Source organism: Rhodoferax sediminis (assembly GCF_006970865.1).
GTDB lineage: Bacteria > Pseudomonadota > Gammaproteobacteria > Burkholderiales > Burkholderiaceae_C > Rhodoferax_A > Rhodoferax_A sediminis.
Genome location: NZ_CP035503.1, coordinates 4,372,937 through 4,387,497, shown reverse-complemented (window position 1 = coordinate 4,387,497; position 14,561 = coordinate 4,372,937). Strand labels below are relative to the sequence as shown.

Annotated in this window: 14 protein-coding genes; 11 read left to right on the top strand and 3 right to left on the bottom strand. The window is 63.9% G+C overall.

Going from position 1 to position 14,561, the window contains the following annotated elements; genetic code table 11:
* Positions 1-234: 234 nt before the first annotated feature.
* The 4 genes from dnaN (at position 235) to EUB48_RS21220 (ending at position 6,521) form a co-directional block, all read left to right on the top strand.
* Positions 235-1,341: a DNA polymerase III subunit beta gene (gene dnaN / locus EUB48_RS21235; protein ID WP_077562061.1), complete on the top strand. Its 1,107-nt coding sequence runs from the start codon at positions 235-237 to the stop codon at positions 1,339-1,341.
* An 84-nt stretch (positions 1,342-1,425) separates the two neighbouring features.
* On the top strand, positions 1,426-4,029 hold the full coding sequence (gene gyrB / locus EUB48_RS21230) for a DNA topoisomerase (ATP-hydrolyzing) subunit B (RefSeq protein ID WP_142821026.1): 2,604 nt from the start codon (positions 1,426-1,428) through the stop codon (positions 4,027-4,029).
* A 21-nt stretch (positions 4,030-4,050) separates the two neighbouring features.
* On the top strand, positions 4,051-5,895 hold the full coding sequence (locus tag EUB48_RS21225) for a cation:proton antiporter (RefSeq protein WP_142821025.1): 1,845 nt from the start codon (positions 4,051-4,053) through the stop codon (positions 5,893-5,895).
* The gene (locus EUB48_RS21220) at positions 5,892-6,521 is read left to right on the top strand and encodes a 3'-5' exonuclease (protein ID WP_142821024.1); all 630 of its coding nucleotides are present in this window, start codon (positions 5,892-5,894) and stop codon (positions 6,519-6,521) included. Before EUB48_RS21225 ends, EUB48_RS21220 begins: the two co-directional genes overlap by 4 nt.
* Before the next feature lie 152 nt (positions 6,522-6,673).
* On the opposite strand, the gene EUB48_RS21215 is transcribed toward EUB48_RS21220, so the two are convergent.
* The gene (locus EUB48_RS21215) at positions 6,674-7,465 is read right to left on the bottom strand and encodes an HNH endonuclease (protein WP_142821023.1); all 792 of its coding nucleotides are present in this window, start codon (positions 7,463-7,465) and stop codon (positions 6,674-6,676) included.
* Between the two features lie 58 nt (positions 7,466-7,523).
* On the bottom strand, positions 7,524-7,949 hold the full coding sequence (locus EUB48_RS21210) for a hypothetical protein (RefSeq protein WP_142821022.1): 426 nt from the start codon (positions 7,947-7,949) through the stop codon (positions 7,524-7,526).
* A gap of 315 nt (positions 7,950-8,264) precedes the next feature.
* Here EUB48_RS21210 and EUB48_RS21205 point away from each other — a divergent pair, with 315 nt between their 5' ends.
* From EUB48_RS21205 to EUB48_RS21180, 6 genes are all read left to right on the top strand, one after another.
* Positions 8,265-8,843: an NnrU family protein gene (locus EUB48_RS21205; RefSeq protein ID WP_142821021.1), complete on the top strand. Its 579-nt coding sequence runs from the start codon at positions 8,265-8,267 to the stop codon at positions 8,841-8,843.
* A gap of 105 nt (positions 8,844-8,948) precedes the next feature.
* Positions 8,949-9,422, top strand: coding sequence for a Spy/CpxP family protein refolding chaperone (locus EUB48_RS21200; RefSeq protein WP_142821020.1), 474 nt, complete (start codon positions 8,949-8,951; stop codon positions 9,420-9,422).
* Between the two features lie 36 nt (positions 9,423-9,458).
* On the top strand, positions 9,459-10,142 hold the full coding sequence (locus EUB48_RS21195; RefSeq protein ID WP_142821019.1) for a response regulator transcription factor: 684 nt from the start codon (positions 9,459-9,461) through the stop codon (positions 10,140-10,142).
* A gap of 3 nt (positions 10,143-10,145) precedes the next feature.
* Positions 10,146-11,450, top strand: a complete 1,305-nt coding sequence (locus EUB48_RS21190; protein ID WP_142821018.1) for a sensor histidine kinase — start codon at positions 10,146-10,148, stop codon at positions 11,448-11,450.
* A 313-nt stretch (positions 11,451-11,763) separates the two neighbouring features.
* On the top strand, positions 11,764-12,213 hold the full coding sequence (locus EUB48_RS21185) for a hypothetical protein (RefSeq protein ID WP_142821017.1): 450 nt from the start codon (positions 11,764-11,766) through the stop codon (positions 12,211-12,213).
* Positions 12,214-12,284: 71 nt separating this feature from the next.
* The gene (locus tag EUB48_RS21180; protein WP_142821016.1) at positions 12,285-12,584 is read left to right on the top strand and encodes a nucleotidyltransferase family protein; all 300 of its coding nucleotides are present in this window, start codon (positions 12,285-12,287) and stop codon (positions 12,582-12,584) included.
* 419 nt (positions 12,585-13,003) lie between these two features.
* Here the strand turns inward: EUB48_RS21180 and EUB48_RS21175 are convergent, their stop codons facing one another.
* Positions 13,004-14,035: an IS110 family RNA-guided transposase gene (locus tag EUB48_RS21175; protein ID WP_142821015.1), complete on the bottom strand. Its 1,032-nt coding sequence runs from the start codon at positions 14,033-14,035 to the stop codon at positions 13,004-13,006.
* Between the two features lie 147 nt (positions 14,036-14,182).
* On the opposite strand from EUB48_RS21175, the gene EUB48_RS21465 reads away from it, so the two are divergent.
* Positions 14,183-14,509: a HepT-like ribonuclease domain-containing protein gene (locus tag EUB48_RS21465; protein WP_168226792.1), complete on the top strand. Its 327-nt coding sequence runs from the start codon at positions 14,183-14,185 to the stop codon at positions 14,507-14,509.
* Positions 14,510-14,561 lie beyond the last annotated feature (52 nt).

Here is a 14,561-nt window from a genome sequence, read left to right as displayed (position 1 = left end):
CTGCGTCTAACAACCCTGGGGACAGTTCTGGCACAACCATGGGCTTATCCACAGGCCGGCGCCAAACCCCGAAGTTGTTCATGCTGGCGAAGCATTCGGGGAGCAGGGCTGCACACAGTCTTCAAAGCTATGCAAGTGCCTGATAAAAAAAGGGAAAATGGCGATATCCACAGCGCGCGGCCGCCCTTATCTACTACTACTAATCTAAATTAAAGAAATTAAGAAGAGGTTGACATGATCGTCCTGAAGGCAACACAAGACAAAGTGCTCGCAGTCCTGCAATCGGTCGCGGGCATCGTGGAGCGCCGCCATACCCTGCCCATTCTGGCCAATGTGCTGATCCGCAAGACCGGGAGCAGCGTGCAGCTGACCACCAGCGATCTGGAAATCCAGATCCGCACCACCGCCGAGCTCGATGGCGACAACGGCAGCTTCACCACCACGGTGGGCGCGCGCAAGCTGATCGACATCCTGCGCACCATGCCGGCCGACCAGACCGTGTCGCTCGAATCGAACCAGAACAAGCTGATTCTCAAGGGCGGCAAAAGCAAGTTCACGCTGCAGACCCTGCCGGCCGAGGACTTCCCGCTGGTGCAGGAAGCCGCCAGCTTCGGGCCGACCTTCAGCGTGCCGCAAAAGACCCTGAAAGACCTGCTCGGCCAGGTCTCGTTCGCGATGGCGGTGCACGACATCCGCTACTACCTGAACGGGATTTTGTTCGTGGCCGAGGGCAAGCAGCTGAGCCTGGTGGCCACCGACGGCCACCGCCTGGCGTTTGCGTCGGCCACGCTGGACGTCGAGGTGCCCAAGCAGGAGGTGATCCTGCCGCGCAAGACCGTTCTCGAGATGCAGCGCCTGCTGTCGGATGCGGAAGGCGCGATCGAAATGCAGTTCGCCAGCAACCAGGCGCGCTTCAGCTTTGGCGGCATGGAATTCGTCAGCAAACTGGTCGAGGGCAAGTTCCCCGACTACAACCGCGTGATTCCGCGCAACCACAAGAACAGCATCACGCTGGGCCGCCTGGCGCTGCTGGCCTCGCTGCAGCGCACCGCCATTCTGACCAGCGAGAAGTTCAAGGGTGTGCGGCTGAACATCGAGCCCGGCACGTTGCGTGTGGCGTCCAACAATGCCGAGCAGGAAGAGGCGGTGGACGAGCTCGACATCGACTATGGCGGCGACAGCATCGAGATCGGCTTCAACGTGACCTACCTGATCGATGCGCTGGCAAACATGCAGCAGGAGATGGTGAAGGTGGAGCTGTCCGATTCGAACAGCTCGGCGCTGCTGACCATTCCCGACAACGCGACCTTCAAGTACGTCGTGATGCCAATGCGGATTTGATGCTATTCAAAATATAGCGGATACCGACCAGAACCCGCGGACTTTCGCGGGTTTGGTCATTCAAGAGTTTGAGAAATGCACGTCATGACCGAAGAAAACAAGCCCCTCCAGCCCGTCTCCATCGAAGCGGAGGTTGTCCACACGGGTGAGGGTGGCGAGAGCAGCTCCAACTTCCAGCCCACCATCGATGCGCATCAGGCCGGGGCTTCCGAAGCGTATGGCGAGGGTTCGATCCAGATCCTTGAAGGGCTGGAGGCGGTGCGCAAGCGACCCGGCATGTACATCGGCGACACCTCCGACGGCACCGGCCTGCACCACCTGGTGTTCGAGGTGGTGGACAACTCGATCGACGAGTCGCTGGCGGGCCATTGCGACGATATTCTGGTGACCATCCACACCGACAACTCCATCAGCGTGGTTGACAACGGACGCGGCATTCCGACCGGCATCAAGATGGACGACAAGCACGAGCCCAAACGCTCGGCTGCCGAAATCGCGCTGACGGAGTTGCATGCGGGCGGCAAGTTCAACCAGAACAGCTACAAGGTCTCGGGCGGCCTGCACGGCGTGGGCGTGAGCTGCGTGAATGCCCTGTCGAAGATGCTGCGTCTGACGATCCGGCGCGACGGCAAGGTGCATGTGCTGGAATTTTCCAGAGGGGTTGTGCAAAACCGCATCATCGAGGTGGTGGATGGTGTCGAGGTCTCGCCCATGAAGGTCATCAAGGAGACCGAGCGGCGCGGCACAGAGGTGCATTTCCTGCCCGACGCCGAGATTTTCAAGGAGAACAGCGATTTCCATTACGAAATCCTGTCCAAGCGTCTGCGTGAGCTGAGTTTTCTGAACAACGGCGTGCGCATTCGCCTGAAGGACGAGCGCACCGGCAAGGAAGACGACTTTGCCGGCGCCGGTGGTGTCAAGGGCTTTGTGAACTTCATCAACAAGGGCAAGACGGTGCTGCACCCCAACGTGTTCCACGCCATGGGCGACCGCGAGAGCGACCAGAACACCAACATCGGTGTCGAGGTAGCGATGCAGTGGAACAGCGGCTACAACGAACAGGTGCTGTGCTTCACCAACAACATTCCGCAGCGCGACGGCGGCACCCACCTGACCGGTCTGCGCGCCGCCATGACGCGCGTGATCAACAAGTACATCGACGAATCCGAGCTGGCGAAAAAGGCCAAGGTCGAGATCACCGGTGACGACATGCGCGAAGGCCTGTGCTGCGTACTCTCGGTGAAGGTGCCCGAGCCCAAGTTCAGCAGCCAGACCAAGGACAAGCTGGTGAGCAGCGAGGTGCGCGGCCCGGTGGAAGACATCGTGAGTCGCCTCTTGAGCGACTACCTGCAGGAGCGCCCGACCGACGCCAAGATCATCGTCGGCAAGATCATCGAGGCGGCGCGCGCCCGCGAGGCCGCGCGCAAGGCGCGCGACATGACGCGGCGCAAGGGCGTGCTCGACGGCATGGGCCTGCCCGGCAAGCTGGCCGACTGCCAGGAAAAAGACCCGGCGCTGTGCGAGATCTACATCGTCGAAGGGGATTCGGCCGGCGGCTCGGCCAAGCAGGGGCGCGATCGCAAATTCCAGGCGATCCTGCCGCTGCGCGGCAAGATTTTGAACGTGGAAAAAGCCCGCTACGAAAAGCTGCTGACCAGCAATGAAATCCTGATCCTGATCACGGCGCTCGGCACCGGCATCGGCAAGGCGGGCGGCAGCACCGGCAACGACGACTTCGACGTGGCCAAGCTGCGCTACCACCGCATCATCATCATGACTGACGCCGACGTGGACGGCGCGCACATCCGCACGCTGCTGCTGACCTTCTTCTATCGCCAGATGCCCGAGCTGGTGGAGCGCGGCCATATCTACATCGCGCAGCCGCCGCTGTACAAGGTCAAGTCCGGCAAGGAAGAGCTGTACCTGAAGGACGCCGCCGCGCTCGACAGCTTCCTGCTGCGCATTGCGCTGAAGGACGCCAGCGTGTTCACCGGCGGCACGGCCGGCACCACCATCAGCGGCGACACGCTGGCCGAGCTGGCGCGCAAGCACCAGGGCGCCGAGGCCGTGATTGCGCGCCTGAGCCATTTCATGGATGACGAAGCGCTGCGCGCCATCGCCGACGGTGTGATCCTGAACCTCGAGACCGAGGCGGAGGCAGCCGCGTCGGCGGCCGCCTTGCAGGCTGCGCTGCACAAGGCCGAAGTGGTGGGCGAGTTCGACGCGCATCACGACAAGCCCATCTTGCGCATCAAGCGCCACCATCACGGCAACATGAGAAGCAGCGTGATCACGCAGGACTTCGTGCATGGCTCCGACTACGCCGCACTGGCCGAGGCGGCGCACACCTTCCGCGGCCTGCTGAGCGACGACGCGCGGGTCATGCGCGGCGAGGGCGAGAAGCAAAAGGACGAACGCGTGAGCGACTTCCGCCAGGCCATGAAATGGCTGATCACCCAGGCCGAAAACGCCACCGCGCGCCAGCGCTACAAGGGCCTGGGCGAAATGAACCCGGCTCAGCTCTGGGAAACCACCATGGACCCCACCCAGCGCCGCCTGCTGCGCGTGCAGGTTGACGACGCCATCGAGGCCGACCGCGTCTTCACCATGCTGATGGGCGACGAGGTCGAGCCACGGCGCGAGTTCATCGAGACGAATGCGCTGAGGGCCGGCAATATCGACGTGTAGGGCACCGTCCCGCCGCCCCCGATGATGACCGCTGCGTCGCTGCTGCTGATCGTGCTGGGCGCTGGTCTGGCCAGCCAGTGGGTGGCGTGGCGCATCGGGGTGCCGGTGATTGTGGTGCTGATCGCGACCGGCCTGATGCTGGGGCCGGTCACCGGCGTTGTCACGCTGCGACTGCCCCCGCAGGAGTTGACCGGCTTGATCGGCCTGGGCGTGTCCATCATCCTGTTCGATGGCGGCATGGCCCTGAAACTGGGCGAGTTCAGGCGCGTCGGGCACGGTGTGGGCCGGCTGACCATTCTCGGACCGCCATTGGCCTGGCTCTTTGGCAGCGTCGCGGCGCACTACCTTGGCGGCCTGAGCTGGCCGGTGGCGCTGGTGCTCGGCGCCATCCTGGTGGTGACGGGTCCGACCGTCATCCTGCCGCTGCTGCGCGGCGCGCGGCTCAACAAGGAGACGTCCTCGCTGCTCAAGTGGGAGGGCATCGTGAACGACCCGGTGGGCGTGCTGCTCACGGTGCTGACCTTTCAATACCTCACCACGGCCGGCGGCGGGCCCGGCAAGATATTGGCGAGCCTCGGTGGCGCCATTGCGGCCGCCGCCGTGCTTGGCGGGCTGGGGGGCTGGCTGACGGGGTGGCTGTATCGACGCGGGGCGGTGCCCGAGCACCTCAAGTCGCCGGTCCTCATGGTGCTGGTGCCGGTGGTTTACTGGGTCAGCAACCTGGCCCAGCACGAGGCCGGACTGCTCAGCGTCACGGTCATGGGGCTGGTGATGGGCAACATGAAGCTGCCCGACCGCGAGACCCTGCACCAGTCACAGGAAAATCTGAGCATCATTTTGCTGTCGGTGCTGTTCATCGTCATTCCGTCCCGGCTGGACGCGAGCCACCTGCACCTGCTGAACTGGCACACGGCGTTGTTCGTGCTGGCCATCGTGCTGCTCGTGCGGCCACTCACGATCGCTCTGGCCACGCTCGGTGCGCCCGTGCGCCGCAACGACAAGTTGCTGCTCGCATGGATCGCGCCGCGCGGTATCGTGGCGGCCGCCACGGCCGGCATCTTCGGGCCTGCGCTGGTCGCGGCCGGCTACAAGGACGCCGACCAGTTGCTGCCCGTCACGTTCCTCGTGATCGTGGTGACGGTGCTGGCGCACGGCTTCACCATTGGGCGCATGGCGCGCCGCCTCGGCCTGGCCGCAAAAAATGACAACGGCCTGCTGATCGTCGGGGCGTCCCCCTGGAGCGTCGCGTTCGCCAGTGTGCTGAAAAAGCTGGACGTCGATGTGCTGCTGGTCGATGGCGCCTATCACCGCCTCAAGGAGGCTCGCATGGCCGGCATCGAGGTCTTTTACGGCGAGATCCTCTCCGAACATGCCGAGCACACGCTGGAGTCGCAGCACGTGAATCACCTGCTGTGCGCCACCGACAACGATTTTTACAATGCGCTGGCCTGCAAGGCCCAGGGGCACAGGTTTGGCGTGCACCGCGTGTTCCAGCTCGCCACCGATGAGGCTTCCTCCCAGGAACTCAAACGCCTCACGCTGCAGCAGCGCGGCTACTTCGCGTTCGACCCGGTGGCGACGTTCGCCTTTCTGCACCAGCGGCTGCAGGAGGGCTGGACGGTGAGCACCTCGAAGTTCACCGCCAGCTACGGCTGGAGCGAATTCACGCAACGCATGGGTGAACGTGGGCGTGACTGGCTGCTGCTGGGCGGGATTTCTTCTGACGGCATGCTGCGCCTCTATGCCGCGGAGCAGTCCTTCAAGCTGGACGCCGGCTGGACGGCTCTGTACTTCGCGCCGGCGCCGGCTCCGGTGGCCGCGCCGGAGGAGGTCAAGGGCGAGGCGAAGGGCGAGGTGGCAAATTGAGCGCAAGCGCCCCGCGGACCCCCATCGCCGTCATCGACTTCGAAACCACCGGCATCTCACCCGACCATGGCGACCGCGCCACTGAGGTGGCCATCGTGTTGATGGAGGACGGCCGGGTGGTGGACCGCTTCCAGAGCCTGATGAACGCGGGCGTGCGCATTCCGGCCTTCATCACCGGCCTGACCGGCATCACCAACGCCATGGTGGCCGCCGCGCCCGATGCCGCCACCGTGATGGGCGAGGCCAGCCGCTTCGTCGGCGACGCGCCCATGGTGGCGCACAACGCATCGTTCGACCGCCGGTTCTGGGCTGATGAACTGGCGCGCCTGGGCCAGCCGGCGCCGCAGCCCTTTGCCTGCACCATGCTGCTGTCGCGCCGGCTCTACCCGGAGGCGCCCAACCACAAGCTGGGCACGCTGGTGGACTACCACCACCTGCCGCGCGCCGGCCGGGCGCACCGCGCGCTGGCCGATGCCGAAATGGCGGCCGCGCTGCTGGCACAGATAGAGCATGACCTGCGCACCCGCCATGGCGTGGCCCGCCCGCACCATGCCTTGTTGATGGCGCTGCAACGCTGCACCAGGCCGGCGATGCGCGGGCTGGTGGCGCGATATGCGCGCATGTGAAGCGTGGTGGGTCATGGCGCCTGCGCGAAGACGTCCATCTAAATTACTATCGATTTAATAGCTATCAGCGCATGTAGGGTATGGGCTACAGGCCAAAAAGACTGAAAAGGTTAGCCTGTACTCAGCGATGCGGAAAACGGCGCCTGCGTCCGTCATCGCATGAATCCGAAGCGCCGAGCGTGTGAGGCCAAAAACTCGGGCGAGGGCCGGAAACGCTCGGGCAATTGAATCGGTTGGTCGTCAAAGCGCAGCAGTGACTCTGTGATGAAGCCATCGCCTGCGCTGGGCTTGAGTTGTTTCGACACGCGCACCTTGAAGTCGGGCATGACCGTGATCAAGCCTTGGTCATAAGCGCGGTCGTGCAGGGCCGACAAGCACAGTCCGTTTTGCGGGTTCAATCGGTTCTTCGTGTCTTCACTCCACGGAATGATGTGGCTGGCAATCACCAGTTTTTCGTGGCACAGGCCGCTGATGCAGCAGGTCGCGTTGTAGCTGGCGAGCACGGCCTTGCGAAAGCGCGCTTGATTCACGCGTACCTGCACGGTGGCGTTGCGGGTTCTGCCTTCTTCCAACGGCGGCGCGTCTTCCAGCAAGTCTGCGTCGGCCTTGACGCCATGGCTTGAGGCCAAGTGCTCATAGTCGGCGGCAGCCTCCAGTGCCACAGCATCCCAATTCTGCTGTAGCTCAGTCCAGATGGAACGATCCAGCGTCGACGCCCCCTTCAAGCCAGCGCGCCCGCTGGCGACGATCAGCGGGTCCAAGCTGGCCAAGTTAGTCAACTTCATAGCAACCGAGCTGGGCGTGCGTCCCATCCACTCGGCCAATTGCTTGATCTTCGGATTACCGCGATGAAGCTGACCAAACGGCAACTGCATGTAGATGTGCAGTGCAGCCAGCGTTTGCGGGCGAGTCCAGTTAACGTGGGCGGCGGCTTCTGTGGCCATGGGTTCTCCCTCAGGTATGAGACTTGAGTATGCCCGCCGCACGAAGAGGCCTCAATACTTAGAGAAAGAACTTGCGGTGCGCAATGAAGTTGTTCACTCGCGTGGTCTCTCGGAAGGTGTCGGCCGGCCGTTCGCAATCCTCGGGCGGGACGTAATAGACCGTCCAGTCGCCGTAGTACATGCCACCGAAAACCAGCAAGTCCGCATCCACCGACAGTTCGAACGGATCTTGCGTGACGCCGAAATACTCTGCGGCATCGGCAGCATTTTCAAACTCGATTTTGATCTTGGACGCATAGGTGGTGTGGCACCACTTCAGAGGTCCAATGGCCGGGCCATCAAAACCCCAGTCGCTCATATGTTCGCGCGGGTCATGTCGGCCGTGAAACAGCCCGAGGTACAGGCCGGGCTTTTTGGGTTTACTGCCGTATTGCGGCAGCTCTGAGTGAGGGTCTTTGGTCTGTATGTCGGTGGCGGTTCGCATCAGTAACTCCTGCTAAAAAGAAGAGTCGAGCGTAGGCGTCCGGCGACGTTTTGGAACCCAGGGCATTGCCTGGGTGACACGCGAAGCGCGCTTGGGCATGATGGGACGCTGGGCGGTCTCTTCAACGAATTTCATTATCAAATCAGCCTCCAGACCTTATGTGATATGCACTATGCGCTATTGAATTTGTAGTCTCGTATCGTCTCTGCGCGCACGCAAGCCGCACCACACGGGTGGCTCTGAGTGTGGCTTGGTACTTCAACACGGCGACTTCTGGCGCTCATAATCCCCCAACAATCATCTGGAGAGAACATCATGGGCATGCTGATCCTGGGTCTGGTGATTTTTCTGGGCGTGCATTCCACGCGCATCGTCGCCGACGGCTGGCGCACGGCCATGATCGCGCGGCTCGGCGAGAAGCCGTGGAAGGGCCTGTACGCGCTGCTGTCGATCGCCGGGTTTGTGCTGATCGTGTGGGGCTTCAACCAGGCGCGGCAGTTGCCCGGGCTGCTGTGGGAGGGGTCCATGGGCATGCGCCATGTGACGTCGCTCCTGATGCTGATTTCCTTCGTGCTGCTGGTGGCCGCCTATGTGCCGCGCAACGGCATCAAGGCGCGGCTGCACCACCCGATGGTGCTGGGGGTCGAGGTCTGGGCCTTGGCGCACCTGCTGTCCAACGGCAGCCCGGCCGATGTGCTGCTGTTCGGCGCCTTTCTGGTGTGGGCGGCGCTGAGCTTTCGGGCCGCGCGCGCGCGCGATCGTGCGGCGCAGACGGTTTACCCGGCCGGCACGACCTCGGGCACGGTCATCACCGTGGTGGTGGGGGTGCTGGCGTGGGCCGTGTTTGCGTTCTGGGCGCACGGCCTGCTGATTGGCGTGCGCCCGCTCGGCTGAGCGAGCGAAATAAAACGAAACACGCCGATACCGCCGCGAAAGGACTTTACGGGCTGCCGAAAGCACCATGGGGCTTCCTCTTTTTCACACACAAGGAAGTCTCCAATGAAACCGTGGATCAAACGTTCTCTTTTCGGTTTTGCCGGCGCCGCGATCGTGGCCGGCAGCCTGGGCGCCTGTGCCGCGCACCGCAGTGGCTGGGGTGGTGACCCGGCCGGGTTCCGCGCCCGCATGGTCGAGCGCGTGGGCGGCAAGCTGGACCTCGATGCCGCGCAAAAACAGAAGCTCAACGTGCTGGCCGAAAAGCTGCAGGCGCAACGCACCGCCATACGCGATGCAGGCGACGCAGGCGGTGCCGGCGGCACGCGCGCACAGTTCCAGTCGCTGTTCGCCGGCGCCAGGCTCGACCAGGCCGGCGCCAGCAAGATGATCGAAGAGAAGATGGCCGCCGTGCGCAGCGGCAGCCCTGAAGTCATCGCCGCGGCCGCCGACTTCTTCGACAACCTGAATCCGGCGCAGCAGCAGAAGGTGCGTGATTTCATGAACAAGGGCGGTCGTCGTTGGGGTCGTCATGGGTGATGCTGCGGCGGCGATGGCGTCCCACATAATCCGCCCATGCCCCGCATCCTCCTGATCGACGACGACGAGCATCTGGCGGCGCCGCTGGCCAGCTACTTCGCGCGTTTCGATTGCACGCTCGACAGCGCGACCCGGCCGAGCGAGGGCCTTGCCAGGTTGCGCGCCGCGCACTACGACGCCGCGATCCTCGACGTGATGCTGCCCGAGATGGATGGCTTTGCGCTGTGCCGCGAGATCCGCAAGGAGAGCGACATCCCGATCGTGATGCTGACCGCGCGCGGCGACGTGATGGACCGCGTGGTCGGGCTCGAGCTCGGCGCCGACGACTACCTGCCCAAACCGTTCGAGCCGCGCGAGCTGGTGGCGCGCGTGCAGACCATCCTGCGCCGCCAGCGCGTGGCGCCGCCGGTGGCCGCGAGCCCGCAGCGCCGCGTGTTCGACGGGCTCGCGATCGACCTCGACAGGCGCGAGGTGCTGCGGCAGGGCGAGCCGGTCGAGCTCACCGGCACCGAGTTCGAACTGCTGGCGCTGCTCGCGTCCGAACCCGGCAAGGTGTTCAGCCGCGACGACATCCTGAACCGCCTGCGCGGCCACGAGGCCGAGCTCTACACGCGCGCCGTCGACATCGTGGTGAGCCGGCTGCGCAAGAAGCTGGAGCCGCTCGACTGCATCAAGACGCTGCGCAATGCCGGCTATGCGCTCGCCGTCGGCAATGCCTGAGCCGTGAGTCACGAGGCACGTCACCGGGAGCGTCGCCGCTGGCGGCATCGCTGGCGCCATTCGCTGCGCGCGCGGCTCATCACGGTGTTCCTGCTGCTCGCGCTGGCGATGGGCCTGGTGGTCATCGGCGGCATGCGCGCAACCTTTGCGAGCGGCTGGCGCGAGGCCGGCCTGCCGCTCATCACCGACTACGTCGACCGCCTCGCCGCCGAGATCGGCACGCCGCCCGACATCGCGCGCGCGCGGGCGCTGACGCAGCGGCTGCCGATCGCGATCCGCATCCAGGGGCCGCGTGTCAACTGGGACTCGGACCCGGAGCGCACCGCGCGCCGCAGGGGCGACATGCGTGAAGGGCGCGCGCCGGAGGTGCTGAGCCGCCTGCTTGCCGACGGCCACCGCGTGAGCTTTTCGCTCGACACGCCCAGCTGGCAGAACGCGCCGCATGGCATCGGCTGGATCACGCTCGCGCTGCTGCTGGCGTTGATCGTCGGCGCCTACAGCTACGTGCGCCGGCTGTTGCGCCCGCTCGACGACATCCGCGCGGGGGCCGAGCGTTTTGGTGGCGGCCAGTTCGACCGGCCGATCCCGCTGCGCCGCAAGGACGAGCTGGGCGACCTGGCGCAGCGCATCAACACCATGGCGCACGACATCGAAGGCATGCTCGATGCCAAGCGCGCGCTGCTGCTGGCGCTGAGCCACGAGTTGCGCTCGCCGCTCACGCGCGCGCGCCTGAACGCCGAGCTGCTGCCCGACACGCCCGACAGCGCCCCGGAACGCAGCGCGCTGCTGCGCGACCTGAACGAGATGCGCGACCTCATCAGCGACCTGTTGGAGAGCGAGCGCCTTGCCAGTGCGCACGCTTCGCTGCAGCGCGAGCCGGTCGATCTGGCGGCCCTGGTTCGCGAGGTGGTGTCCGAGCAGGCCGCGGGCGCTGCGGTGCAGCTCGACCTGCCTGACGCGCTGCCGCCGCGGTCGCTCGACCGCACCCGCGTGCGCCTGCTGGTGCGCAACCTGCTCGACAACGCGCTGCGCTACAGCCTTGGTGCGCCACAGCCGCCGCGCATTTCGCTGCGCACGGAAGGCCGGGGCGTGCTGATCGAAGTGCGCGATTTCGGCCCCGGCGTCGACGCCGCGCAGCTCGAACACCTCACCGAACCGTTCTACCGCACCGACAGCGCCCGCCAGCGCGCCACCGGCGGTGTGGGTCTCGGCATGTACCTGTGCCGGCTGGTCGCCGAAGCGCACGGCGGCACGCTCGAGGTGCGCAACGCGCAGCCCGGGCTGGTCGTCACAGCGCTATTGCTTTGATAGCTGATTGCATAAGTGGGACGGGCGCTACAGCCCGATTTGCCTTAAAAATCGGTTCACCCATGCGCGTGCTGCAACGAATGCTTCCTTGTTCCTGCCCCACTCATGACCATGAAGCCTTTGCGTGCCCTGAAAAGAAGGCCGCCCCGCATGGGCGGCTTCGCCTTTGTAGCCCGACGCGCCACCGCCCCGTAGGACAATCGCGCCGATTGGCCTCTCACTCATATGCCGTTACAAAACCGGCCTCGCTGTACCCCATGTAACAGCATTCGCGGGCAGGATGAAGCTTCTGTTTGATCACAAGGAGTTTCTGATGTCCAAATATTCATTGCGTTCTGTTCCCGCCTTGATCGTTGTCACCACCGCCATGGCGTGGGGGATGCCGGCGCAAGCCCTCGGGCTGCTGGGCGGCGTCAACACGAATGCGGGGGTTGGCACCAGTTTGGGGACGGGCGCCGGCGTGGGCATCGGTGTCAACGCCGACATTGATGCCACGGCCCGTGAGCGCGCGCAAACGCAGACGAGTGGCCGCGCCGCCATGGGCGGGGCTGCCGGCACCGAAGGCGCCGCGGGCGCCTCAATGGGCGCCGGTGCAAGCACCTCGGCGAACGGCGGAGTCCCGATGGACGGCATGCAGAGCACCGGCAAGAAGGCCGCTCGAGCCGGCAAGAAGAACCTCAAGCACACCGGCAACGGCGTGGGCAGTGCCGGTGCGAATGGCCGGGCGGGCGTGCAGGGCGAGGCAGGTGGAAGTGTTCAGTAAAACCGGTCGCTATCGAGCGACTTGCAGCGGCAGAGTAGCAGGGCCCTTGCGTTCCCCGCATAATTGCCCTCATGAAGATCGCAGCCATCCAGCAGTCGCGCATTGCAGACATCTGCAGGCGCTATCACGTGCAGCGCATGCGCTTGTTTGGCTCGGCGGCAGTCGGCGCAGAGCGGCCCGACAGCGACGTGGATTTGCTGGTGGAGTTCATCCCCGGCGAGGCGCCCAGCGGCTTTGCGCTGGTCGACATGCAGGACGAGTTGTCTGCCGCGTTTGACGGGCGCAAGGTGGATCTGGCTTTCCCGTCGGTGCTGAAAAATCCGTACCGCCGCCGGGCGATTGAGCCGCAGCTGCGGCCGCTATTTCAGTGATGACGGACCGCACGCCCGCGCATTTGACGGACATGCTGCAGTTTGTGCAGGAACTGCGATCACTGGTGGCAGGCCTCACAGTCACCGAGTTCTTATATGGATGCCTTATATGGATGCCTCCCGGAGAGCAAGAAGAATTCGTGTCATGTTGCGGAGAAGTCGGCTGCGTCCTTATATTCGGCCTTGATTGCATGGTTCGTCTGGTTTCCCAGGCTCGCCCGCTGGCCCCGATGCATATCCGCTGACAAGCGCCTCATCTCAGGGACGGACTTTTTATGTCCGGCAATCGGTTCAGGTTTAGCTCGTCCCGGTCTGACCTGTTTCACATCACTTCACTTGTTGCTGCCTCACTGCCCTTGCGAAGACTGGACCATATCCTTTCGGTTAGGGTTGGTTGTTCACTGACTTTCTCGGGCCCCTCACGCCGCGTGCGGCCTGACGCTTTGAAAGCCTCTTTGGTAATCCTGCTGCCTGGCCGTCACTGCCCATATCGTTCGGGCCGTCTTGGCCGCTTGGGCCACGACCACAACATTGGCAGGCCTTCGGCTTTTGAGCCCTTCGAGCCAAGGCCCGGGCTCCTTGGTATGCGCCAGCACGCTTCTGGCGCCGTGAATGAGCAATGTCCGCAGGTACGTGTCGCCACGTTTGGTGATGGATCCCAGACGCACCTTGCCGCCGGAACCGGTCTGCGAGGGAACCATTCCAAGCCAAGCGCAGAATTCGCGCCCTGACTTGAATGCGCTCGCCTCGCCCATGGTGGCGATAGCCGCGGTTGCCGTGAGCAATCCGACGCCTGGGATCTGGGCAATGCGCTGCATTTTTGGATCCGCCTTGAGCTGAAGCGCCAGGCGCTTTTCGATGGCCTGCATGTCTTGGCTCAATGCCTTGATGCGGGCGACTTGCTCGCGCAGGCTGTCAGCCACCATTTGGGGCAAATCGTCACTCAGGTCAACCAGTGCCTGCTCGACCTCGCTGAACAAGGCCCTGTTTCCCCTGGCGAAGGTGGCACCGAATTCATACAGCAACCCGCGCAGGGCGTTGGTTTGCATGACGCGCATCTTCATCATGAGTTCTCGCTGGCGATGCAGCGCGAGCGTGGCTTGCTGGGCCGCCGTCTTGATGCCCACTAATTTCACACCAGGCTGCTGCACGGCCAGCCAGATAGCTCGTGCATCCGTCGCATCGGTTTTGTTGCCACTCACGAAGGGGCGTACCGCCTTGGCGTGCAGCAAGCGCACGCTGTGACCCAGCCCGGTCAATTCGCGCGCCCAGTGATGCGCACCGCCGCAGGCTTCAATGGCGATCAGACAGGGCTGACGATTGGCAAAGTGCTCCATGACCTTGGCTCGCTTGATCTGCACGTTGACGATCTCGCCCGTGTCCATGTCCACCGTGTGCAGCTGAAAGACCTGCTTGGCGATATCCAGACCGACGACCAACTGGCCGTTCATGGTACCGATGATTTGTCCCGCATTCATGCCTGTATTACGATTCACAGCGGATCCTCTGTGGTGTTTGTGAAGACCTTGGTCTATCACGCTTTGGGCACTTTGATGCCGTATCCATCAGAGGATCCACCCCGTTTCCTGGGGCGACTCTTGCTGATCGACCGCTGCTCCATCTCCGGGCTTCGATTTTTTCCCCTTCGGGAGGGAGGCATCCATAGCATCTCGGGGAACAGGATCCTGTGCCTTGCCGTGGAGAAACTGTTCATCAACCTTGGCGAGGCGGCATATCGCGTGGGCGATGAACGCGCGAAGTCAATGCCAGAGATCCCCTGGCGCCGTATGACGGGTTTGAGGAACATCCTGGCTCACGGTTACGAGCAAGTGGCTCCTGAGGTCCTGTTCAAGACCGTTACCGCCGATTTGCCGGCGCTGGAAACAGCGCTCAGTCAACGGGTAGACGCCATCGGCCCCGCCTGAATGGCCGCCGCGCAGCGGCTGAAGGTTTGAACAAAACCAACCGCGAGCCCTT